At 60.0% G+C, this 23,469-nt stretch carries 10 protein-coding genes; 8 read left to right on the top strand and 2 right to left on the bottom strand.

What is annotated here, in order from left to right:
- The first annotated feature begins 182 nt into the window (after positions 1-182).
- The gene (locus GH769_RS29020; protein ID WP_032903551.1) at positions 183-4,535 is read left to right on the top strand and encodes an SET domain-containing protein; all 4,353 of its coding nucleotides are present in this window, start codon (positions 183-185) and stop codon (positions 4,533-4,535) included.
- A gap of 188 nt (positions 4,536-4,723) precedes the next feature.
- Here GH769_RS29020 and GH769_RS08835 read toward each other — a convergent pair whose 3' ends face one another.
- Positions 4,724-7,015, bottom strand: coding sequence for a fatty acid cis/trans isomerase (locus GH769_RS08835; RefSeq protein ID WP_032903546.1), 2,292 nt, complete (start codon positions 7,013-7,015; stop codon positions 4,724-4,726).
- Positions 7,016-7,182: 167 nt separating this feature from the next.
- Here GH769_RS08835 and metH point away from each other — a divergent pair, with 167 nt between their 5' ends.
- The 3 genes from metH (at position 7,183) to GH769_RS08820 (ending at position 16,642) form a co-directional block, all read left to right on the top strand.
- Positions 7,183-10,893, top strand: a complete 3,711-nt coding sequence (gene metH / locus GH769_RS08830; RefSeq protein ID WP_032903545.1) for a methionine synthase — start codon at positions 7,183-7,185, stop codon at positions 10,891-10,893.
- Positions 10,894-11,526: 633 nt separating this feature from the next.
- Complete coding sequence (locus tag GH769_RS08825; protein WP_032903544.1) at positions 11,527-16,371, top strand: dermonecrotic toxin domain-containing protein; 4,845 nt, start codon at positions 11,527-11,529, stop codon at positions 16,369-16,371.
- A 52-nt stretch (positions 16,372-16,423) separates the two neighbouring features.
- Positions 16,424-16,642: a DUF2970 domain-containing protein gene (locus tag GH769_RS08820; protein ID WP_014718269.1), complete on the top strand. Its 219-nt coding sequence runs from the start codon at positions 16,424-16,426 to the stop codon at positions 16,640-16,642.
- Here GH769_RS08820 and GH769_RS08815 read toward each other — a convergent pair.
- The gene (locus tag GH769_RS08815; protein WP_014718268.1) at positions 16,639-17,706 is read right to left on the bottom strand and encodes an ABC transporter substrate-binding protein; all 1,068 of its coding nucleotides are present in this window, start codon (positions 17,704-17,706) and stop codon (positions 16,639-16,641) included. The genes GH769_RS08820 and GH769_RS08815 overlap by 4 nt on opposite strands.
- 425 nt (positions 17,707-18,131) lie before the next feature.
- On the opposite strand from GH769_RS08815, the gene GH769_RS08810 reads away from it, so the two are divergent.
- The 4 genes from GH769_RS08810 to poxB all read left to right on the top strand — a co-directional run bounded on the left by GH769_RS08810 (position 18,132) and on the right by poxB (position 23,438).
- Positions 18,132-19,790: a nitrite/sulfite reductase gene (locus GH769_RS08810; protein ID WP_032903543.1), complete on the top strand. Its 1,659-nt coding sequence runs from the start codon at positions 18,132-18,134 to the stop codon at positions 19,788-19,790.
- A complete protein-coding gene (locus tag GH769_RS08805) occupies positions 19,774-20,268 on the top strand; it encodes a DUF934 domain-containing protein (protein ID WP_032903542.1) in 495 nt (164 codons plus the stop codon). Before GH769_RS08810 ends, GH769_RS08805 begins: the two co-directional genes overlap by 17 nt.
- Before the next feature lie 134 nt (positions 20,269-20,402).
- Positions 20,403-21,635: an NADH:flavin oxidoreductase/NADH oxidase family protein gene (locus GH769_RS08800; protein WP_032903541.1), complete on the top strand. Its 1,233-nt coding sequence runs from the start codon at positions 20,403-20,405 to the stop codon at positions 21,633-21,635.
- A 78-nt stretch (positions 21,636-21,713) separates the two neighbouring features.
- Entirely contained in the window at positions 21,714-23,438 is a 1,725-nt protein-coding gene (gene poxB, locus GH769_RS08795; protein ID WP_032903540.1) for a ubiquinone-dependent pyruvate dehydrogenase, read from the top strand.
- The last annotated feature ends 31 nt before the right edge of the window (positions 23,439-23,469 follow it).

The following is a 23,469-nucleotide window of genomic DNA, read 5'->3' as shown; positions in this document are numbered from 1 at the left end:
GCCAAATTATTACGCAGGTACAAAGTCCGAGTATTTTTGTCGGGAAAGACCTGTTCCTGTTGGCCTGACGCATCGTGACACCTGGCCATTTCTGCGAAAACCTGTGCCTACCTATATAGCCCCCCCCGCAAACCCCGGCTCAATAGAGTGAATCCTCTTCGACTACGGATTGTGAGGATTGAATGAATAACGCATTGCAGAGCTTCTATTTCAAGGGCTTGCCGGAACAGCAAGTGCATTTGGACCATCTGATTGATTTCGTGACGACACAAGGCTCGCTGACGGCATCCGCCGCCGAGGTGTACTACTGCCCCCCGCACAACAGCGAACTGCATCGCGAGTGCAAGGAAGCCTTTCGAGTCTTGGCAAAGCTGGAAGCCGATGAAGACTTTCAGCGCTTCCTGCGGGAAAAGCCCGAACCGGATGATTCCATTATCGGCCGGGACTTCCTTTACGACCTGCTCTCCACCTTGTTCAGCAGCACGCGCTCACCGATACCCGACTCTGCCGAAACGTTCAGCATTGCCGACCATTCGGTCATCCTGCGCCATATGCCCACCTATTGGTACATCGACGCCGACGTGTTGCTGGATATCAACCGGCGTGTGGGTAACGGCCTCAAAAGCGACGGTTCGGTGCGGTTTGATCTGGTGCTCAAGTATTACTCGATCATCCCGGCACAGCCCAAAACCCGCGAGCAGTGGAAAGCGGTTCTCGCTGTCTTGCAGGAACATCACACCCTGAAAAAACTCGGACACGAAGGCAACCTCAGCGATTTGCAGCACTTGCTGGATGCGCCTGCCGACCAGAAAATCAAGGAGATTATCCGCCAGATCGAAACACAAACCCGTCAATCGCTGTTCCGTCATGTATTGCCCGAAACATTCACCGCCTCACAACAGGACATGCTCACCACCACCCCCACCGTGCTGCTCGAGCAATTGCTCAATAGCCCCGATAACCTGGCACTGGGCGAACGGATTGCCAAGGCCTTGGACTGGTATGGCAGCCAGAAGGACGAAATCTGCCCAGACCCGGTACGGGTGAAATTACTGTGGCGCGCGTTGTGGCTGACGATCATTCCCAGCACCGACTCGCTGATCGACAACGAATTGAAACTATTCATCGCGCCTGGCGCGTCTTATTCGTCGGTCCGCCAATCCTTGATCAGCCGCTATGAACATAGCTTGTCGATCAGCGCTGACGCGGCACAATTGGCGGTGTGCGTCCTCAAGGCCAATGTTGCCAGCGAAGTCTGGGTGGCCGATATTCCCGATGACCTGCCCTACGCTGCCACCAGTACCTGGGTCAATTTCAGAAGCGGCTTTCTGCTGGCCGAAACGATTGCACCGGGTTCATCGCGCCACATGAGTTTCGAACAATTGCTCAACCTGGCGGCGGAACACTTTCGCGCCAGCGGCGATGACATTAAACAACAGGCACTGGTCGCAGCGGCCAAGTTGGGCCCCACCGTGCAATGGGCACAGGCCAACGGCCTGATCGCCAGCCGATCGTCGGGCCACTCACGGGATGAGCTCACCCAGGCCGTCACCGCCCTGGAGCAGCATGAATATGAGATGTTCAACGCAATTCAGAACCTCAAACTCAAACTGCCCAGCCGTTGGCGCTTTGTCTCGGACATGGAGTACGACAAAGCCTTTCGCGACGCCCTTGAGATGCCGAGAAACGCCTACAAGACCTTAATCCAGTCACTGCTTGCGCACCTGGGCAATGCGACCCTGGATGTGGATCAGGACGAGATCACCGTGTATTCATTAAGAGAAGCCCTGGACAAGGTGCCCATCGAATATGAAACCAAAGCCAAGACCGATGCCGTTCGTTACCGGACAGGTTTTATCCTACGCATCGCCAAGCCCCGCTCGCCCCTCCATGCCATCTACATCGAGGTATTCCCCTTCGCCGGCCTGCTGCGTCGACGCAAAGACCTGCAAAGCCTACCGCTAAACGGCAAAGTGGTAGAGCTACGCGACGCCATGAGCTGGGACAAGTACAGGCTGGCCACCGAAGTACCGTTTGATCGAGAGGCTTACCGCGAGAACAAAGCGCCCAGACCAGGCAAAAAAGCTGAGTTGATCGTTGAACAAGTCGGCGAGACACTGCCTGGCATCGACGCAGGGCCGCGCATCCCATCGTTCGCGCCCAACACGCTGTATGCGCCGCGCAGTGAAACCCTGGCAAGCATGATTGCCCGCGAGCTGTTTTTCTGCGATGAGCAAGCCCTCCTGGAAAAAACCCGCAAAGACACGCGGGAGGTAGACATTCCCGCTGAGGTACTCGAAGACTTGGCGTTCTGGGGCAAGATTTTTATCCCGTTTTGGGGCGGTATCGACGACATCGCCTCCGGTGATCCCCAGCGCATCAAGTCAGGCGTCGCCGGCCTGTTCATTGACATCGTAGCTTTCGCGTTGCCGGTAGGGCGGTATGTGGCCGGCTCCACCCGCCTGCTCATCCACGCAGGCAAGACCGGGCTGCGCCTGGCGCTGCCTAAGCTCGCGAAACTGACCGGGAAGCTGGTAATTGCCACGCTCCACGAACTCAACCCCCTGGCCGCCCTGCCCAGCCTGCTCAGGCTCGCGCGCTTTGGTTTGCTCAAGCTGGGACATAAATTGATGCGCCAGGCAAAACGGGGTATTGCCCAGCTGCGCGATGGGACGATCGCCGCAAGGCACATACGCTCGGTTGACCCTGACAGCTGGAAGCCGCTGCAGGCGGGCGATCAACTGTTTACCGTGGACGGCTTCGCCAATGTCCCGATGCGCAACGTCGGCAGCCTCGAGGCGCCGGATTATCGCTTGATCGATACCGCCTCCAATAAAGCCTTCGGGCCGCGCTTTAGAGAGCCGATCACGGTCATCAGCAACAGCAGCCCGTTGATTCGTCAGTACGCGGTTGACCCGGAGTTGATCCGAGGCCTCAAGCCCGACGCACGCGGTATCTTCTCCCGAGCGGACTACAACCAGAAGTTCATCTGTAATGTTGATGACAAGGGCAAAATCGCGGTGTACCAGGTCCGCGACAATTCCTATGGGTTCATTCAGGAGGCCGCCGCGGGCGCCGACACCAGCTTTTCTATCGTACTGGTCAATCCGAGGAGCAATCGCGATTTGTCGATCACGCTGTCGTCGGTGGAGCCTGGTCATTGGTATTCAGGCCCGATCAAGCTCGCGGGCGGCGCGCCGGATGCGCCAAGCGTGGTAACGCCCTCAGTGCTGTTGAAATGGACCGAGGCCAGTGAAGACGCCCTGAAAAAAACCATGGACAACTTCGTCAGCACTTACAACCTGGACCCCAGCGCCTTTCGGCAGTTCGTCAACAGCCGCAACACCCTGACACCCCGAGGGCGAAAGATGCTGGACCGTGCAGGGACCGCCCGCACCTGCGTCACTTACGAGCATATGGAGCACTGGAGCAAGGCGTCCCAGCGCGAGCGCAACAGCCTCACCCTTGAAGGCTTCGCCGCCGACCATAACCTGGACCCGGTGGCCTTTGCCGAGCATGTAAACATTGATGGCACCTATCGAGCGGCAGGCAAAGTACTCGCCAAATACGCCAGAGGTGAACAATTCGACGACCTGAAACCCGAACACCTGCAAGAGTGGAACAAGCACTACAACGCCACCAACTCAAGGGTGTCCATGCACGCATTTGTCGAGCAGAACAACCTCAACCCGCTTATCTGGAGTGACTACGTCAATGACAATGGCAGCATGACCCGCGCCGGTAGAGAAAGGTGGCTGTTCGGACAACGAAGCCCGGTGGACGAGCCCGTGGCCAGGAAGCGGCCTGCGCCCCCCACGGCAGGTAGCTCAAAACGTCCGCGGCTGGACGATGACGCCACACCCACGCGGCGCCGATCCACTTCAATCACGGCGTCTTTTGATCATAAAATCAACAATAATGCGCCAATTCTGCAAGACCCCAACGACGTCAGGCGCAGCTTGACCCTTGAACTTGAAGGTCCGTTGCAAAAAATAGAGATCACCGACGCCAACCAGTTTTTTGACGAGTTCACCGGCCTGCAATACGTCGAAGTCAAAGAGGCTGCAACCAAGAGTATCCGTGAATGGATCGCCAAGGAAGGCAATCATCATCGCCGGCTTGATCGCCTTTTGGAGGTCAAGAAACTGCAGGAGGGCCCAGAGCGTGGCCTGTCGGTCGTAGCCAGAACCGATATAAAACGCTTCGATGTCCTTGGGCCGTATACCGGCAAGCTGCACTTGGATCAAGCCTCGATCAATACCGAGATACTGGAAAAAGGTGAAGCGGCCGTCGGCACGTATTTATTCCAGACCCACACTCATGGCGCGACTATCAGCGGCCACGGTAACAGCAACACGCTAAGCCTGATCAATGCGGTCAAGGTGCCCAATCTGCCCGACGTTGGCATCGAAAATGTCGGCGCCGTGTATGTAGGCAAATACATGGTGTTCATAGTCGCTTGGCGGGATATCCCTGCCGGGACCGAGTTGCTGATGGACTATGGTAAAGCCTACTGGAAGTACGTGAGGCCCTGAGCCGCCAAACGGCGGTCCTAATGCTTTTGCCTGATGGGTAACGCATCATCAATGCCAAACCAATGTTTGAGCCTGCGATGCGTAGCCTTATACAACACCTGGTAACTGGCCAATACGCCCAGCGCAATGACGGCGATGCACACCGCTATCATTGCCCTGTGCTCGATGGCCCAGCGCAACGCGAGCAGTTATAGGTTCTCATAGCGGTTCATGTCCAATACGCCCTCTTCCACCGGCGTGGTTTCGTGAATGTACCGCGACAAGTCATGGAAGTACTGCCAGAACAGCGGGTGACTGCGGCGCACACCCCAGCGGTCGACGATTCTCTCGAAGCTCTTGGCGTCCTTGGCCTGCTCCATCTGCGCGACAAACTCAGGCACTTGCCGGGCCGGGATATTGAACATGAAGTTCGGGTAGCTGCTGAGCACGCCTGGGTAGATCGTCACCGTGTCCAGCCCCGGCTGATAGCGATATGCCTCACCCAGCAGGAACGCCACGTTACTGTGGGCACGGTTGCGCAGCAGGCTGTAGACCTCGCGCTTGCCGCTGGCGGTTTCGATGCGCAGCATGGTGGCTTCGGGCAATTGCTCGATCACCTTGAGCCCCGCCGCCGGCCGCGAGGTCAGGCGGCTCAGGGCTTGCTCGGCATCCTGCAAGGCCGGGTCAATGCCGTCGCGGGAGCAGAACGCGCCGCTGCAGCGGTTGATCGGGTCGGGGCTGGCGTTCAAATGGCCGTAGCGGGTCAGCAACTGGTTGGCGAAGTCACGCTTGGGGTCCTTCTTGCTCAGGTGCAAACCACTGGCCTTGTCATCGTCAATCGCTTCGTAGTCCAGCCACAGCTTGAGCTTGCCGCTGTTCTGGTACCAGTCGTCCAGGAAGTCTTCGCGGGTGTCGGCGGGCATCAGGCGCAGGAAGTTCTGCTCGGCGCCGTTGCGGATCAGGTCGAAATACAGGCGGGTCTGGGCCTGGTGCGAGACGTTGCCAAACACATCGAAATTCACCGCTAGCTGGTAATAGGTGCGTTCCAGCAGTGGGTAGTCGAACAGCCACATCGTCTGCGGAACCTCGCCAATCAGGCCCTTGGTCACCGAGGCGCTGTCGAAATGGCGGAAAATGCTCAACAAGGCGTTGTCATTGCCCGCCCACAATGTCGACCAGCTCGGCGCCGGCAGGTCTGCATAGTTGTCACGGCGCAAGGCTTCGTATTGGTTGCGCTTGTCACGATAGGCCAGCCACAGGCTCAGCACACTGCCCACGTCGTCATTCTGCCCGGGCATGGCCAGCAACGGCGTGGCCTGGCCGCGATAACGCGCATCGGTGATGTACAGATCGTGGTCGGGGTCCTGGAACAGCGTCCAGAAGTTATCGCGGATCACGTCCGTGGCGATCTGCCCACGGCACACCGGCCCGCGAATGAAGGTACGCACGAAGTACTCAGCGTTATCGAGCATGAATTGGTAGCGCGCTTTAGCCGGGATGGCTTCGAATGTCGCGAACGGGTTGGCGCGGCTGCCGGGGCCGTAGCCTGGCAAGGCCGTGACCTGCCAGTCGCCGCCGTAGAACAACGCCTTGATCCGCGCCATCTTCGCCGCGCTGAAGGGGTAAGTGATGTGGGTTTTATGCACGATCACGCCCTGCACTGGCCACAGGCGGTAGTACACCTGGGTGCCTGGGTCGTCGTTGGGGCGACGTGTGGCGATCAGGTCAATCGGCTGGCCACTGGGCGTACGCGAACGCACCCACTGGAAGTAATGCCCCGGCTCGCCGTTCTCGAAATAGATATGCGCCAGGAACAAATGCTCGAACAGCCAGCGCGCCACCAGGCTTTCCCGGGCGCCCGGCTGGTTGAACAGGTTTTCCCACTGTTGCACTTGCAACGCTTCCCTGGCACTCGGCGCCAGGCCCTGCTCGTCAATCGGCGCGCCGGAGGCCAGCCAGCGTTGCAAAGTCTGGTATTGCTGATCGGTCAGGCCGGTGACCGCCAGCGGCATACCTTCCTTGGGGTGAGCGCCGGCATAGGCACTGAACTCGCCGGGCGTTGCGCACATATTTTCGCGGTTGAGCCCCAGCACAATGTTGTCGGGCAGCTTGGCATTGGGCGCCAGCGGCGCGTTGTGCCCCAGCTCCAGCATGCGCGCCATCAGCGCAGCCTGCCTGCCCTGGGCATCCAGCACCGAATAGAAGCCCTTTTGCTGCCACGCCTGCTTCCCGAATGCGTCATAAAACAACCGCGTAGTTGGCGTGGCCTGGCCGCGCTCGCCGTCATACACCGGCATTTTGCTTGCACCGCGTGCGGCGCCCTCGGCGCTCCCCAAGTTGAGCTGGCAGGCGGAGTCGTAGCAGGCGTGGCAGGCCACGCATTTCTCGGTGAAGATCGGTTGGATATCGCGGGTGTAGGAGATCGCCGAAGCGGGACCCTCTGCCTGCGCAGTACTGGCTATCAAGGCCAGGACGGCGCTGACGATCAAACGAAGTGACATGTATCGGGTCCCGATTCAAGGCGTGCGGTCTGTGAAATGGCGGTGATTCTACCGGGCCATGACCGCCAGCAACATGAGCGATATTCATGCACAACCCGGACATGCTCCAAATCGGCACAGGTTTGCTATGATTCACGCCCTCCGTAATGCCTGACCAGAGTAGTCCCATGCCCGATCGTAGCGCTCGCCTGCAAGCCCTTCACCAAGCCCTCAAGGAACGCATCCTGATCCTTGATGGTGGCATGGGCACGATGATCCAGAGCTATAAACTCGAGGAGCAGGACTACCGTGGCAAACGCTTCGCCGATTGGCCAAGCGACGTCAAGGGCAACAACGACCTGCTGGTGCTGACCCGCCCGGACGTGATCGGCGGCATTGAAAAAGCCTACCTGGACGCCGGCGCCGACATCCTTGAAACCAACACCTTCAACGCCACGCGAATCTCCATGGCCGATTACGGCATGGAAGAACTGGCCTATGAACTGAACGTGGAAGGCGCACGCCTGGCGCGCAAGGTGGCCGACGCCAAAACCCACGAGAACCCGGCCAAGCCGCGTTTTGTCGCCGGTGTACTGGGCCCGACCAGCCGCACCTGCTCGCTGTCGCCAGACGTCAACAACCCCGGCTACCGCAACGTGACCTTCGATGAGCTGGTGGAAAACTACACCGAAGCCACCAAGGGCCTGATCGAAGGCGGCGCCGACCTGATCCTGATCGAAACCATCTTCGACACCCTTAACGCCAAGGCCGCGATCTTCGCCGTGCAAGGGGTGTTCGAGGAACTGGGCGTGGAACTGCCGATCATGATCTCCGGCACCATCACCGACGCCTCCGGCCGAACCCTGTCGGGCCAGACCACCGAAGCGTTCTGGAACTCCGTGGCACACGCCAAGCCGATCTCGGTCGGTTTGAACTGCGCCCTTGGCGCCAGTGAACTGCGCCCCTACCTGGAGGAGTTGTCGAACAAGGCCAACACCCACGTTTCGGCGCACCCTAATGCTGGCCTACCCAACGAATTCGGCGAGTACGACGAACTGCCGTCAGAAACCGCCAAGGTCATCGAAGAATTCGCCCAAAGCGGCTTCCTGAACATCGTCGGCGGTTGCTGCGGCACCACGCCGGGGCATATCGAAGCCATCGCCAAGGCCGTGGCCGGTTACGCGCCGCGCCCGATCCCGGACATTCCCAAGGCCTGCCGCCTGTCGGGCCTGGAGCCGTTCACCATCGACCGCAATTCGTTGTTCGTCAACGTCGGCGAACGTACCAACATCACAGGCTCGGCCAAATTCGCCCGCCTGATTCGCGAAGACAACTACACCGAAGCCCTGGAAGTCGCCCTGCAGCAGGTGGAAGCCGGCGCCCAGGTGATCGATATCAACATGGACGAGGGCATGCTGGATTCGAAGAAGGCCATGGTGACCTTCCTCAATCTGATCGCCGGTGAGCCAGACATCTCCCGCGTACCGATCATGATCGACTCTTCCAAGTGGGAAGTGATCGAAGCCGGGCTCAAGTGCATCCAGGGCAAGGGCATCGTCAACTCCATCAGCATGAAGGAAGGCGTAGAGCAGTTCATTCACCACGCCAAGCTGTGCAAGCGCTACGGCGCGGCGGTGGTGGTGATGGCGTTCGACGAAGCCGGCCAGGCCGACACCGAAGCGCGCAAGAAAGAAATCTGCAAACGCTCTTACGACATCCTGGTCAATGATGTCGGTTTCCCGCCGGAAGACATCATCTTCGACCCGAACATCTTCGCGGTCGCCACCGGTATCGAAGAGCACAACAACTATGCCGTCGATTTCATCAACGCCTGTGCCTATATCCGTGATGAGTTGCCCTACGCGCTGACCTCCGGTGGCGTGTCCAACGTGTCTTTCTCGTTCCGGGGCAACAACCCGGTGCGCGAAGCGATCCACTCGGTGTTCCTGCTGCATGCGATCCGTGCGGGCCTGACCATGGGTATCGTCAACGCCGGCCAGTTGGAGATCTACGACCAGATCCCCGCCGAGCTGCGTGACGCCGTCGAAGACGTGGTACTCAACCGTACGCCAGACGGCACCGACGCCCTGCTGGCGATTGCCGACAAGTACAAGGGCGACGGCAGCGTCAAGGAAGCCGAGACCGAGGAATGGCGTGGCTGGGAGGTCAACAAACGTCTGGAACACGCGCTGGTCAAGGGCATCACCACGCACATTGTCGAAGACACCGAAGAATCGCGCCTGTCGTTTGCGCGCCCGATCGAAGTGATCGAAGGTCCGCTGATGTCCGGCATGAACATCGTCGGCGACCTGTTCGGCGCCGGTAAGATGTTCCTGCCCCAAGTGGTGAAATCCGCCCGGGTGATGAAGCAGGCGGTGGCCCACTTGATCCCGTTCATCGAGCTGGAAAAAGGCGACAAGCCTGAAGCCAAGGGCAAGATCCTGATGGCCACGGTCAAGGGCGACGTGCATGACATCGGCAAGAACATTGTCGGCGTGGTGCTGGGTTGCAACGGCTATGACATCGTCGACCTGGGGGTGATGGTACCGGCGGAGAAGATCCTGCAGGTGGCCAAGGAGCAGAAGTGCGACATCATCGGTCTGTCCGGCCTGATCACGCCGTCTCTGGATGAAATGGTGCATGTGGCCCGCGAGATGCAGCGCCAGGATTTCCACCTGCCGCTGATGATCGGGGGCGCCACCACCTCCAAGGCGCACACGGCGGTGAAGATCGAGCCCAAGTACAGCAACGACGCGGTGATCTACGTCACCGACGCCTCCCGCGCCGTGGGCGTGGCCACCCAGTTGCTGTCCAAGGAGTTGAAGGCCGGCTTCGTCGAAAAGACCCGTCTGGAATACATCGACGTACGTGAGCGCACCTCCAACCGTAGTGCACGCACCGAGCGCCTGAGCTACCCGGCGGCCATCGCCAAGAAGCCGCAGTTCGACTGGAGCAGCTACACCCCGGTCAAACCGACCTTTACCGGCGCCAAGGTGCTGGACAATATCGACCTCAACGTCCTCGCCGAATACATCGACTGGACGCCGTTCTTCATCTCCTGGGACCTGGCCGGCAAGTTCCCGCGCATCCTCACCGATGAAGTGGTGGGTGAAGCGGCAACCGCGCTGTATGCCGATGCCCAGGAAATGCTCAAGAAGTTGATCGACGAAAAACTCATCAGCGCCCGTGCGGTGTTCGGTTTCTGGCCGACCAACCAGGTGCAGGACGATGATCTGGAAGTCTACGGTGACGACGGCCAGCCCATCGCCAAACTGCATCACTTGCGCCAGCAAATCATCAAGACCGACGGCAAGCCGAACTTTTCCCTGGCCGACTTCGTCGCGCCCAAGGACAGCGGCGTGACCGACTATATCGGTGGTTTCATCACCACCGCCGGCATCGGTGCCGAAGAAGTGGCCAAGGCTTACCAGGACGCCGGCGATGACTACAACTCGATCATGGTCAAGGCCCTCGCCGACCGTCTCGCCGAAGCCTGCGCCGAATGGCTGCACCAGCAAGTGCGTAAAGAGCACTGGGGTTATGCCAAGGACGAGCAACTGGACAACGAAGCACTGATCAAGGAGCAGTACAGCGGCATACGCCCTGCCCCCGGCTACCCGGCGTGCCCGGACCACACGGAAAAGGCCCAGCTGTTTCAACTACTGGACCCAGAGGCGCGTGAAATGCACGCCGGGCGCAGCGGCGTATTCCTGACCGAGCACTACGCGATGTTCCCGGCGGCGGCGGTCAGTGGCTGGTACTTTGCCCACCCACAGGCGCAGTATTTTGCGGTGGGCAAAGTCGACAAGGATCAGGTGACCAGCTACACCGCACGCAAAGGCCAGGACCTGAGCGTGACAGAGCGCTGGCTGGCGCCGAACCTGGGTTACGACAACTGAAGGCCTGCCCGGCTCGTTACCGCCGTGTCGACGGCCCCGGTTGCGGCGATGCCGGACCGGGCCGTGGCGCTACGGTGACAGTTGCCTGTAATGCCTGCACCTCCTTAACAATTGTCGGGACAGCCCCAGCAAACGCTGGCCCTTGATCAGCCGTCGCATACCGGTACGCCTCGGTATCGTGCAGTGGTTCGAGCAAATGGAAAAACCGCTCATGCCCCGGCTCATCGGCCAGTTGTTGCCATAACTGCCGCCTGGGGACGGCCAGGTCCTGCGGTGGTCGCTGTACTTGTCGCCAATGGCAAAATACACACAGCCTGTCAGCCTGATTTTCATCAGGCTCATTCCCGCACATAACCTGAAGTCGCTGCCGGTTGCTTGTCAACGAAGCGCTGGGTGGGTAGATCAGACATTCGGTCATTCCTGTGATTGGGAATGACAGAACATCACCCTCCAGACGCTGCTCGGTGGTGAATATATACGGTGCAGGGTCGTTAGCACCCCAACTGATAGGCTCGCGGTAATCACCTACCGCACCCGCAATGACCAAATGCGATTTCCTGTGCCGGACCGATTCCCGGTCCGCTGGGCCGGCAGCTCAGAACAACCGGTTTTACACAGGAAACGGATTTCGTCATGCCCGAACCCATTACCCCCGCGTCAACCCTGGCCTTTCGCCAATTACCCGCCCAGGCCGTACATGCGCGTTTCGCCACCCGCCCAGCCTTGTATTCAGTGCTGTTGAACGCCCTGCGCGAGCGTATTCTGGAACGCTACCCGTCGTTGAAGCTGGACTGGCAGACGGTCAAACTGGCAAGCCCTCAGCCATCCGGCGGTTACGCCTATCCTGCATTGATGGAAGTGGCTATCGCCCATGTGCTGAACCCGCGGACGCTTGACCTGCACTCCGTGCGCGAGCGTCCCTACTTCCTCACCCAGACGCCACCCGAAGTGATCAAGCCCGAGGGCCTGCCGGGTCTCGACATGCAAGTCATCGCACAGATCATCGACGAGCTGCCAGCCTCGCTTTATCTGTACATGCAGCATGAACTGGCCGACTACTGGAGCCAGGTTGACGAGCATGGCAACAGTCGCTGGCAGTGGCTCAGCGAGTTCCTCAACGGTCGGATGACCGCCGCGGCGGCGGGTCCTTCAACCCTGACCGACACGCAGCGTGACATGTTGGCGGTGGTCTCCGCCTGGCCGGCACAACGTGAGCGCCTGCCCCGCTCCTCACCGGCCACCTATGTGTATTTCATAGAAACCACGCTCGCCGACGCCGGCGAAACCGTGCGCGTACTCACCCCAGATCTGCTGCTGGTACGTGAAAAACAGCTGCTGCTGTACAGCGTGGCCGGCAAGATCGACGCGTTCGACTCACTGGCGGCGTTCAGCCAGGCCTGGGGCGCGAAGATGCAGGAGCAGTTCCGATGCGACAGCCTGACCTGGCGGCGCAACGAGCCGGTCGCCAATGTGTTTGAGCAACAGGCGGGGCTGATCCTCAATACACACCTGGAAGACCTGGAGACCCTGTCTTTCCAGGGTCAAGACGAAAAAACCATTGAGCAGCACCTGGAGAAAATCACCGATCCGGCACGCTATTTCAACGACGTCCCGATCGCCGCCGCCGAACGGCTCGATGCCGTGAGCCAGCGACTGCCGGCATGGCTCGCACAAGCCAGCAGCGCTGATCGATTTGCCTACCATCGCCATCTGCAGGACATGGCGCAGGTGCTGCAAAAAAACCAGGGCCGCGCGTTCAACGAAGGCATTGAAAACATCCACACGTTCAGCCGGGCCGCGCTACGCAAGCAGATGCAGGCTGATCACGGCGACGTCGACCCCGATGCCGTGCTGTTGGATTTCACTGTGGCCGCCGGTTATCCAGGGGGAGCCGGAATTGTCGAGCATGTGCGCATGTCGCTGACGGACCTGGCTCTGAAGAACCTCGCTGGCAAGCCCTCTGGCACGCTGAAGCTATCCTCCAGCACGACAACACCGTTGCCAGGCTGGTTGAACGAAGATTACCTGTTGGGCAGCAGCGGCCTGATCCAGCGCGTTGATATTGGCACTACCTACCCTGACGCTCTCAAAGAGCTGTTGTTATCCGACACCGCCGATGCCCAGCGCAGGGAGTCGCTGTTTACTCGTGAACTCAAGGTTCATCTGCCGATGCAGGCACTGGAATACAAGATCCGCCAGCAACACGGCATGACCGTCACCGGTTATCGGTACGTCCAGGCGCTGATGGCGCAAATGCCCGCCGACAGAGTGGTTGATGGCCAGGAAATCGTCTTGCGCCCGCTGGCCCTGTGCCGCAAGACCGGGGCTGCGCCGGATCAAGCCAGCAATATTTTCATCATCGAGCCACGCGATATCAGTGCGGGCCCACATTTGCTGTATCGACCGTTGTATGCCGACGCCCTGCATCAATACCCCAGCCGCCAGGCGCTGTTGGAGGCCATTGCCCAGCCAGGCGAGTTGCAAAACAGCGTGCTGGACTGGTTATCGGAGAAAGCCCGCCCCATCTATGCCCACGGCGGTATCAAGGAACCGCACATCATTCGTTTCCTGCCCGGCGATGAATACAGCCTGGCCGAGAAACCCGCCCCGGCGACCCTGGCGGTTGATGAGGGTGCCGGTGAATGGCTGCAATCGCAGGTCAACGGCCAACTGCTTAATCATCTGTTCGGCAGTACAGCGCGGGCGCTGGTCGATTTGGCGGACCGTGAATCAGTCTCCAACACCGAAAGCCGCTGGGCCGTCTTGATGGAAGGTGCGTGGTTGCTGTTCAACACCTTGTTGCTGCCGCTGGTACGCGGCCCAGCCATGTTGGCGGACTGGTTCCTGGTGCTGGTCGCCAGCCTGGAGCAGGATCTGGCGGGGTTGGACAGCACGGACCCGATTACGCGTGAATCGGCATTGATCGATCTGCTGCTCAATACCGCCATGGTGTTGCTGCATGGCGCATCCGCGTCTGGCAGGCCGTTACTGGAAGCTGATACAGAGGCCCGTGGTTTGCGACTGGCAGCCTGGCGCCGTGCCCCGGGCATGCCGGAAGCGGAACAACTGCCAGCGATACGCGAGGGCGTGGTGTCGCTGCCCGGTGAGCCGCCGGCGACGGGTGATACGGTGCTGGACTTCAGCCGGTCCCTGGCCAGCCCTCAAGCCAGTGAACGGCTCAGAGCGATGCTCGATATTCAGGTGCCCTGGCCCTCGTCACTGCCGGCCCCGCAAGCGAGCGGTGCACTCAAGGGCCTCTACCGCATTGACGGCGTCTGGCACGCCAGCCTTGGCGGGCTGCTGTTCCAAGTCAGCGTGACACCGGGGTTCGGCGAGGTCTACCTGGTGCACCCCAAACATCCTCAACATCCAGGCTTCAGGCTGATAAGCGACGGCCAAGGACATTGGCGCCTTGACCGCCACGCGAGGCTCAACGGCGGCATGCCCCGTGACCGATTGAGTACCTGGCAAAAGGAACGTGCCGAACGCCTGCGGACTCTGAATTCAGAGCTCACTGCGCTCAACGCCACGATGTTTTCCTTGATGGGTGCCTCTTTTACCTCTGAAAGAGCCCTGACGATCGCCCGTACCAATCTGGTCGAACAGAGTAAGAACCTGCGCAAGGATTGGTTGCTGCTGGCCAGTTCCAAGAGCATTCCGAAACTGCACGCCGAAGTGGTCAAGCGTCATGAGCAACGCCGCATTGCAACCGCACAGGCCAGGATCCAGTGGGATATTGCCCTGGACAACCAGCGCCGACACGGGCTACCCGTTGTCGAACTGATGAAAAAAATCCAGGCCAAGGCCAACGAGCTGATGAGCCTGGACAGGACTGACCCGGCCCACGAGCGCGCGCGGGACAGGGCCATCAAAACCCTTTACAGCTTCTGGGGCGGGCTTTATGAGTCTCTCTCCCAACGAATGTCAGACACCCTTGAGACCGAGCGCGGCGAAAGTTATGACGAACTGAATGCGCGCACTAAGCAGGAGTTGCCCAATGACATCACCGACGCCTACGACGACTACATCAACCTGCAGAAACGCCAGGTCCAGGCGCTCGAACACATGATCGAGCCCGCAGAAAAAATCGAGACACTGCTCAAGGAAGCTACCCCGGCAACGCGTCAGTTTTTACTGCAAGACAGGCCCACCGATCAAAACATCCATTCCGTGATCATCAAGCAACATGCGCTGCTGGTGTTTATCGACTTGGTATTAAACCGTGCGCATAGCTCAAGGGAGTTGGCGGAGTATCCTTTCGTCAGTGAACTGACCGACCCACGCACGGCAACCAGCCTGTCGGCGCATACGGAAATGATGACGACCAGCGGCTACTCGACCCTGGAACAGATCGATGTACTCAAGAGTGTCCTGGAGCGCTACGAGCAATTGGAAAACGCCGTCAACTCATTGACTGAAATGGGTTCAGGGTTTATTCGCGAAGAATACCGCGAGCCCTTCCTGCAACATCTGGCCCAAGCCCGCACCAGCCTTGAAACCCAACTGGCCCATTCGATTCTGGTCGAGGAGGGTTTTGCCCCTGTCACGCCCCCCGACAGCGCCACGCGACTCAAAGCCTCGAGTCGCAGAGTCATCACCACCCGCGACAGGAGGACCCTGGTAGGAGACTTGCGTGCCGGCCAGCCGGATGCGCCAGGCAATTTCGTCGATATCAAAGACCCGCTGACCGGCAAGACGCTCGCCACCTACCTTGAACACGCCAGTGAGGGGTTCTGGAATGTCGTAGAGCCAGCCCGCGCCGCACCGCCTGCTGAGGTGGCGCTTAAGCGCCCACTGAGGGCAATAGAGGCACAGGCACAAACGGTCAAAGACGAGCGCGCGGGAATTGATCGCAGTATTCATTTTCAACAACGCAAACTCAACGACCCCAGCCGACTGGAAAGCCTGGCCCCCCATGAATGGGATGTCATGCTAACGCAACATGCGCAAAAATTCACAACCCTGGCTGAAGAACTCAAGCGCGACCATGCCACAGACGCCCGTGCCACCGAGCTGATCGACCGTTACCAGGAAGAGGCCGCCGCCGCCACCCGGCAAGCACGCGAGGCATGCAGCCTCGGTTACAAGTTGCAGCGCCCCAGGGCAGCCCATGTGGCCTATTTATGGCGACACGGTTTTGTCGACATCAACCTGGTCCGCAGCCGTGTCCCGTTAAAAGCGGGGGACTACCTGACCGAGTATGCGATACGCGATAAAAGCAAAATCAGGGAAGGCAAACAAGGTGAGGACGCCGTGCTGTGGTACGCCCACTTCCACTACGCGACGGCCGACAAGCCGCCTGCCAGCCCTGACTTCGGGCATCTGAAAACCAAAGCTGAACGGCTGTATACCCGCAAGGACCTGATCGAGCGGGCACGTGCCGACAACCGGGCCGTGGTCAACCTGGAGAAAGCCGAGATCAAGCCGCCGCTGGACCAACAGCTATTCCTGGGTCTGGAGGTGCTCAGCCCAAGATAAGCCGTAACCGATTGTCTATGCTCTGTACGATGACCCCGTTGACGAGGGCTGTATGGACGACCCAATCGATAACAAGCCGCCGACCTTCTGGCAGATGCTGCACAGCGTGATGGCGGCGGCTTTTGGTGTGCAAAGCGGCAAGAACCGCGCCCGCGATTTTACCCACGGCAAGCCTAGCCATTTCGTGATCCTGGGTATTGTGTTCACGGCGGTGTTTGCCTTGACCCTGTTTGGCATCGTCAAGCTGGTGCTGCACCTGGCCGGGGTTTAACGCAGCAACAGTTGCAGGCTGAATGGGTAACGGTAGGATGCGGGCTTGCCCACCGCTGACAATGCGCGAAAATCCACCGATGGCAGGGGGCCCGATAGCCGGCGTGCCTGGGCGGAGTCGATCAACTGGAACAACGCTTGCTGGCGGTTGCGACCGCCACGGGCGCCGATATCGACACCCTTGGCCTCATCATGGATCAACACCATTGCCCAGCCGCCCAGGGTGAAGTGCCCCGCCACCAGCGTACTCAGGCGCCCGTCCAGGCGTGCTGCAAGGATCTGCGGCGAACTGTTGACCGCACTGAACAACACATCCTTGCCCGGTACCCGACCGCTGTCTTGCAGGGCCTGCATGGCGCCCAATGCCATCTCATCATTGGCCGACCACACCAGGGCCGATTGTGGATAGCGCTTGAGCATCTGCGTGGCTTGTTCGTAGGCGCGCTGGCGGTTCCATTCACCGTAGACCAACTGGCGCAGGCGCACTTGCGGATGTTCGGCCAGGGCGCGGCGCAGGCCCTGTTCACGCAACTGCGCCGCCGGTGTGGTCTTGGCACCGGAAAATGCCAGCAGGTCCAGCGTTGCGCCAGAAGCGATCGGCCCGTGTTGGCGCAACAAGTCGGTCAACATCAGGTAGCCGGCCTGCTCGTCGTCCGCGACCATGCTGCCGATCAACCGGGTGTCGTGGTAGGCGTCCAAGAGCTGCGTCTGGTCGGGCGTCAGGGCGTTGTTGACGATCAGTAATTTCACCCCGCTGCCCTGGGCCATGCGCATGATTTGCGGGGCAACGTATTGCTCATTCACCAGCACCAGGTAATCAGGTCGTTCAGTGCCCAGCAATGCCTCTCGCGCATGGGCCAGGGTGACTTGGTTGTCACGCTCGGAATAGCGCACACGCAAATCCAGGCCGAGGTCCTTGGCGCCGGCCTGCATGAATTGCGCATAACTGACCCAGAAGGTTTCCGAAGACCGGCCAGGGTTGAGAAACACCACCGACGCAGCCTGGGCGATTGCCCCGTACGCCGACCCCAGCAACCACACACACGCCATCAGAACCTTCAACATGGTTGTCTGAACCTTGAACATAGAGCGCCATGATAGTGGCAATTAGATATTCAATCGAGGTTCAATCAACCCGCTGCTTTACTGGTGGCTAACCCAGAACACGGCGGTTCCCACCACCAGGATGATCAAAAATAAAATGGCCCAGGCATCCACGGTACTGTCGGGTTTACGGGCTTTGGTGGAATTGCTCATCGCATCGCCTCTTGTCGGTTTTATAGGTGACTGCACTAAGACTCGATCACAGTAAAGACCAGAGTTTTCCCTATGACAAATGTGGGTATGGCGATAACGGTTCTCATTAGTCAGTTTGGTTATTTACATATACCCAAACATCACTTTTGCGCATATACGCAAACTGGTATCGTGCGCCGGCTCCGTTGGGAGTGCGCGGCCGTGCGCGCAGATTTGCCGAGAACAGGACCTATATGTACGTATACGACGAATACGATCAGCGCATCATCGAGGACCGCGTCAAGCAGTTCCGTGATCAGACCCGACGCTACTTAGCAGGTGAACTGAGCGAAGAAGAGTTCCGCCCTCTGCGCCTGCAAAATGGCCTTTATGTGCAGCGCTTTGCGCCGATGCTGAGGGTGGCCGTGCCCTATGGCCAACTGACGTCGCGCCAGACGCGAATGATGGCCAAGATCGCCCGCGACTTCGACAAAGGCTATGCCCACATCAGCACCCGCCAGAATGTGCAGTTCAACTGGCCGGCCCTGGAAGATGTGCCGGACATCCTGGCTGAACTGGCTACCGTGCAGATGCACGCCATTCAGACCAGCGGTAACTGCCTGCGCAACGTGACCACCGACCAATTTGCCGGCGTCGCTGCCGACGAGTTGATCGACCCGCGGCCGTGGTGTGAAATCGTGCGTCAGTGGACCACCTTCCACCCCGAATTCGCCTACCTGCCGCGCAAGTTCAAGATCGCCATCAATGGCTCGACCTCGGACCGTGCCGCCATCGAAGTGCACGACATCGGCCTGGAGCCGGTGTACAACGCCGCCGGCGAGCTGGGTTTTCGCGTATTGGTCGGCGGTGGCCTGGGCCGTACCCCTGTGGTCGGCGCCTTTATCAACGAGTTCCTGCCGTGGCAGGACCTGCTGAGCTACCTCGACGCCATCCTGCGGGTCTACAACCGCTATGGCCGTCGCGACAACAAGTACAAGGCCCGGATCAAGATCCTGGTCAAGGCGCTGACCCCTGAGGTGTTTGCCCAGAAAGTCGACGCCGAAATGGAACACCTGCGCGGCGGCCAGACCACCCTGACCGAAGCCGAAGTGCACCGCGTCGCCAAACACTTCGTCGACCCTGAGTACCAGGCCCTGAGCAATCAGGACGCCGAGCTGGCCGCACTCGACCAGCAACACCCAGGTTTCGCCCGCTGGCGCACGCGCAATACCCTGGCGCACAAGAAGCCCGGCTACGTGGCAGTGACCCTGTCGCTCAAGCCCACCGGTGTTGCCCCTGGCGATATCACCGACAAGCAGCTGGATGCCGTCGCCGACCTGGCCGAGCGCTACAGCTTTGGCCAACTGCGCACCTCCCACGAGCAGAACATCATTCTTGCGGACGTTGAACAAAGCCAATTGTTCACCCTGTGGGGCGAACTGCGCGAAGGCGGCTTTGCTACGCCGAACATAGGCCTGCTGACCGATATCATCTGCTGCCCGGGCGGCGACTTCTGCTCCCTGGCCAACGCCAAGTCGATCCCGATTGCCGAGTCGATCCAGCGCCGTTTCGACGACCTGGACTACCTGTTCGATATCGGCGAGCTGGACCTGAACATTTCCGGTTGCATGAACGCCTGTGGTCACCACCACGTCGGCCACATCGGCATCCTGGGCGTGGACAAGAAAGGCGAAGAATTCTACCAAGTGTCCCTGGGTGGCAGCGCCAGCCGCGATGCGAGCCTGGGCAAGATCCTCGGCCCATCCTTCGCCCAGGAAGCCATGCCAGAGGTGATCGGCAAGCTGATCGACGTGTATATCGAACAGCGTACCGAAGATGAGCGCTTCATCGACACCTACCAGCGCATCGGCATCGACCTGTTCAAGGAGCGTGTCTATGCAGCGAATCATTAAGAACAACGCAGTCGTCGACGAAACCTGGCACCTGCTGCCCAAGGACGCGAGCTTCGACGGCATCTCCAACTGCGACGACCTGATCGTGCCGCTGGCACTGTGGCGCGAGCACGGCCATGCCCTCAAGGCCCGCGATGGCGGCCTGGGTGTGTGGCTGGACGCCGATGAAGAAGCCGAAGAAATCGGTGATGACGTGCAACATTTTCAGGTCATCGCCCTTAACTTCCCGGCCTTCACCGACGGGCGCAACTACTCCAATGCCCGCCTGCTGCGTGACCGTTATGGCTACAAGGGTGAACTGCGGGCCATTGGCGACGTGCTGCGTGACCAACTGTTCTACCTGCACCGCTGCGGGTTCGATGCCTTCGCCTTGCGCGCGGACAAAGACCCGTACGAAGCGCTGGAAAGCCTCAAGGATTTCTCGGTGACCTATCAAGCGGCCACCGATCAACCTTTGCCGCTGTTCCGCCGCCGCTGACACTCTGTAGGAGCGAGGGGAACGCCTCGCTCCTGCCGTTCCATCGCCCGTCAATCCTGTGTGATCGACTCCCGCTTGACATTAAAGTTAACTTTAAGCTTAGCCTGAGACCTCCCCTGCTCAGGAGTTAACCCATGTCACCGTTCGAATCGCTGCAACTGCCTAACGGCCAAGTCATCGCCAACCGCATCGCCAAGGCCGCGATGGAAGAGAACATGGCGGACCTGCATCAGGCACCGTCCAAAGCCTTGAAGCAGCTGTACAAGACCTGGGCCGACGGCGAACCCGGCCTGCTGCTGACCGGTAACGTGATGGTCGACCGCCGCGCCATGACCGGCCCTGGCGGTGTCGCGCTAGAAAACGAGCAACACCTGGCCAGTTTTCGTGAATGGGCCGACGTAGCCCGGGCCAAAGGTGTGCACTTCTGGGTACAGCTCAGCCATCCGGGCCGCCAGACCATGGCCAACCTCGGTCAACAAGCGTTGGCCCCCTCGGCTATTGCGCTGGATGTGGGCAGTTTTTCCAAGATGTTCGCCAAACCCAAGGCCATGACCGAAGACGACATCCAGGACGTCATCAAGCGCTTCGCCACCAGCGCCCGCCTGGCCGAGCAAGCCGGGTTCACCGGGGTGCAGATCCACGGCGCCCATGGTTATTTGTTGAGCCAATTTCTCTCGCCCTTGAGCAACCATCGCACCGACCGCTGGGGCGGCCCCTTGGAAAACCGCGCACGCCTGTTGCTGGAGGTCGTCCGTGCCGTACGTGCCAGCGTCAGCCCTTCATTTTGTGTGTCGGTAAAGCTCAATTCCGCAGACTTCCAGCGCGGCGGCTTCGATGAGACCGATGCGCGCGCAGTAGTGGAGATGCTCAATACACTGCCGATCGATTTGCTTGAGTTGTCCGGCGGCAGCTATGAAGCGCCGGCCATGCAAGGTGAGGCGCGGGACGGCCGCACCTTGGCCCGTGAAGCCTACTTTTTGGATTTCGCCACACAAATGGCGAGCATCGCCACCATGCCACTGATGGTGACCGGCGGTATTCGCCGCTTGCCGGTGGTTCAGCAAGTATTGGACAGCGGCATCGCCATGGCCGGCATCGCCACCGCCCTGACCCTGGAGCCGCAACTGATCAAACAGTGGCGTGAAGGTCGCGACCTCAACCCACAACTGCGGCCCATGGAATGGAAGCGCAAACCCCTGGCCGCCCTCGCCACCCTCGCCGTGGTGCGCGACCAGATGCGCCGTCTGAGCCGCGGCCGCCTGCCCAACCCCAACGTTGCGCCCTGGCTGGCATTGGCCTGTGACCAGTGGTTTATCGCGCGGCGTACGCGGCAATACCGCGCAAGCATGACGCAATCTTCACATTAAAGGCGGAGCATTCGCCGTGATTGAACTGTCCCCTACTGATCAGCAGTTTTTCAACCTCACTGACGATTGGAGTTCCTCATGGCGAAAATCAACCTGGCCCAGCAGTTGGCGTCCACCCTGGAACAAGCGGGTATCAAGCGTATCTGGGGGCTCACCGGCGACAGCCTCAATGGCCTGACCGACGCCCTGCGCAGCATGGACAGCATCGAGTGGATGCATGTGCGCCACGAGGAGGTCGCCGCCTTCGCTGCCGGTGCCGAAGCGGCGGCCACCGGCGAGTTGACGGTGTGCGCCGGCAGTTGCGGGCCGGGCAACCTGCATTTGATCAATGGTTTGTTCGATTGCCATCGCAACCATGTGCCGGTGCTAGCGATTGCCGCGCAGATTCCGTCATCGGAGGTTGGCCTGAATTACTTTCAGGAAACCCATCCCCAGGAACTGTTCAAGGAGTGCAGCCATTTTATCGAGCTGGTGAGCAACCCCGAGCAGATGCCTCAGGTGCTGCACCGTGCCATGCGTTCGGCGATCCTCAACCGAGGCGTGGCGGTGGTGGTGATTCCGGGAGATGTATCGCTGCTGGAGGTGGAAGATAAGCTCAAGCCGTGGCCGGCCTTGCACGCACCGCGCACCCTGCCGGTTGAGCAGGACTTGCAGCGCCTCACCGACATGCTCCAGAGCAGCGAGAAAGTCACTCTGCTGTGTGGCAGCGGCTGTGCCGGTGCCCACGATCAAGTGGTGGCGCTGGCCGACGCCCTCGGCGCGCCGGTGGTGCACGCACTGAGGGGCAAGGAGCATGTGGAGTGGGATAACCCGTTCGACGTCGGCATGACCGGCCTGATCGGTTTCAGCTCCGGCTACCACGCCATGCTCGATTGCGACACCTTGGTCATGCTCGGCACCGACTTCCCTTATCGCCAGTTCTACCCGACCGACGCCAGGATCATCCAGGTGGACCGCAACCCCCAAGCCCTGGGGCGTCGTGCGACCCTGGATCTGGGCATCGCCGCCGACGTCAGTGAAACCATCGCCGCGCTGTTGCCGCGCCTGACCCGCAAGACCGATCGCAGCTTCCTCGAGACCTCCCTGAAGCACTACGAAAAAGCCCGCCAAGGCCTGGATGACCTGGCGCAACCGTCCAAGGCCGGCCGGCCGATCCATCCCCAGTATGTGGCGCGCTTGCTCAGCGAGCTGGCCGATGATGATGCGATCTTTACCGCCGATGTCGGCTCACCCACCGTGTGGGCGGCGCGTTATCTGAAGATGAACGGCAAGCGCCGGCTGATCGGCTCGTTCAACCATGGCTCGATGGCCAACGCCATGCCTCAGGCTATCGGCGCCCAGGCGGCATTCCCTGGACGGCAGGTGATCTCGATGTCTGGGGACGGTGGTTTCACCATGTTGATGGGGGATTTCATTTCCCTGGCGCAACTGCAATTGCCGGTCAAACTTGTGGTGTTCAACAATTCGTCCCTAGGCTTTGTCGCCATGGAGATGAAGGCTGCAGGTTACCTGGACACCGGCACCGAGCTGAAAAACCCGGACTTTGCGGCCATGTCCAATGCCATGGGCATTTTGGGCATACGTGTGGAGCAATCCGAAGACTTGGAGCCGGCACTGCGCCGTGCCCTGGCCCACGATGGCCCGGTGTTGGTGGATGTGGTGACCGCGACTCAGGAACTGGTGATGCCGCCGAGCATCAAGCTGGAACAGGCCAAGGGTTTCAGCCTGTACATGCTCAAGGCGGTGATGAGCGGGCGTGGCGATGAGGTTATCGAACTGGCACGCACCAACTGGTTGCGATAACCCCATTGTGGGAGCGGGCTTGCTCGCTCCC

The organism is Pseudomonas sp. CFSAN084952 (genome assembly GCF_009648855.1).
In the GTDB taxonomy this organism is placed as follows: domain Bacteria; phylum Pseudomonadota; class Gammaproteobacteria; order Pseudomonadales; family Pseudomonadaceae; genus Aquipseudomonas; species Aquipseudomonas paracarnis.
Note: the sequence above shows the minus strand (reverse complement) of the source record. Positions and strands in the feature narration are given on the sequence as shown.

Bases quoted from the DNA above. Each gene is read 5' to 3' on its own strand.
- GH769_RS29020 (WP_032903551.1), top strand. From the start codon at position 183: ATGAATAACGCATTGCAGAGCTTCTATTTCAAGGGCTTGCCGGAACAG.
- GH769_RS08835 (WP_032903546.1), bottom strand. From the start codon at position 7,015: ATGTCACTTCGTTTGATCGTCAGCGCCGTCCTGGCCTTGATAGCCAGT.
- metH (WP_032903545.1), top strand. From the start codon at position 7,183: ATGCCCGATCGTAGCGCTCGCCTGCAAGCCCTTCACCAAGCCCTCAAG.
- GH769_RS08825 (WP_032903544.1), top strand. From the start codon at position 11,527: ATGCCCGAACCCATTACCCCCGCGTCAACCCTGGCCTTTCGCCAATTA.
- GH769_RS08820 (WP_014718269.1), top strand. From the start codon at position 16,424: ATGGACGACCCAATCGATAACAAGCCGCCGACCTTCTGGCAGATGCTG.
- GH769_RS08815 (WP_014718268.1), bottom strand. From the start codon at position 17,706: ATGTTGAAGGTTCTGATGGCGTGTGTGTGGTTGCTGGGGTCGGCGTAC.
- GH769_RS08810 (WP_032903543.1), top strand. From the start codon at position 18,132: ATGTACGTATACGACGAATACGATCAGCGCATCATCGAGGACCGCGTC.
- GH769_RS08805 (WP_032903542.1), top strand. From the start codon at position 19,774: ATGCAGCGAATCATTAAGAACAACGCAGTCGTCGACGAAACCTGGCAC.
- GH769_RS08800 (WP_032903541.1), top strand. From the start codon at position 20,403: ATGTCACCGTTCGAATCGCTGCAACTGCCTAACGGCCAAGTCATCGCC.
- poxB (WP_032903540.1), top strand. From the start codon at position 21,714: ATGGCGAAAATCAACCTGGCCCAGCAGTTGGCGTCCACCCTGGAACAA.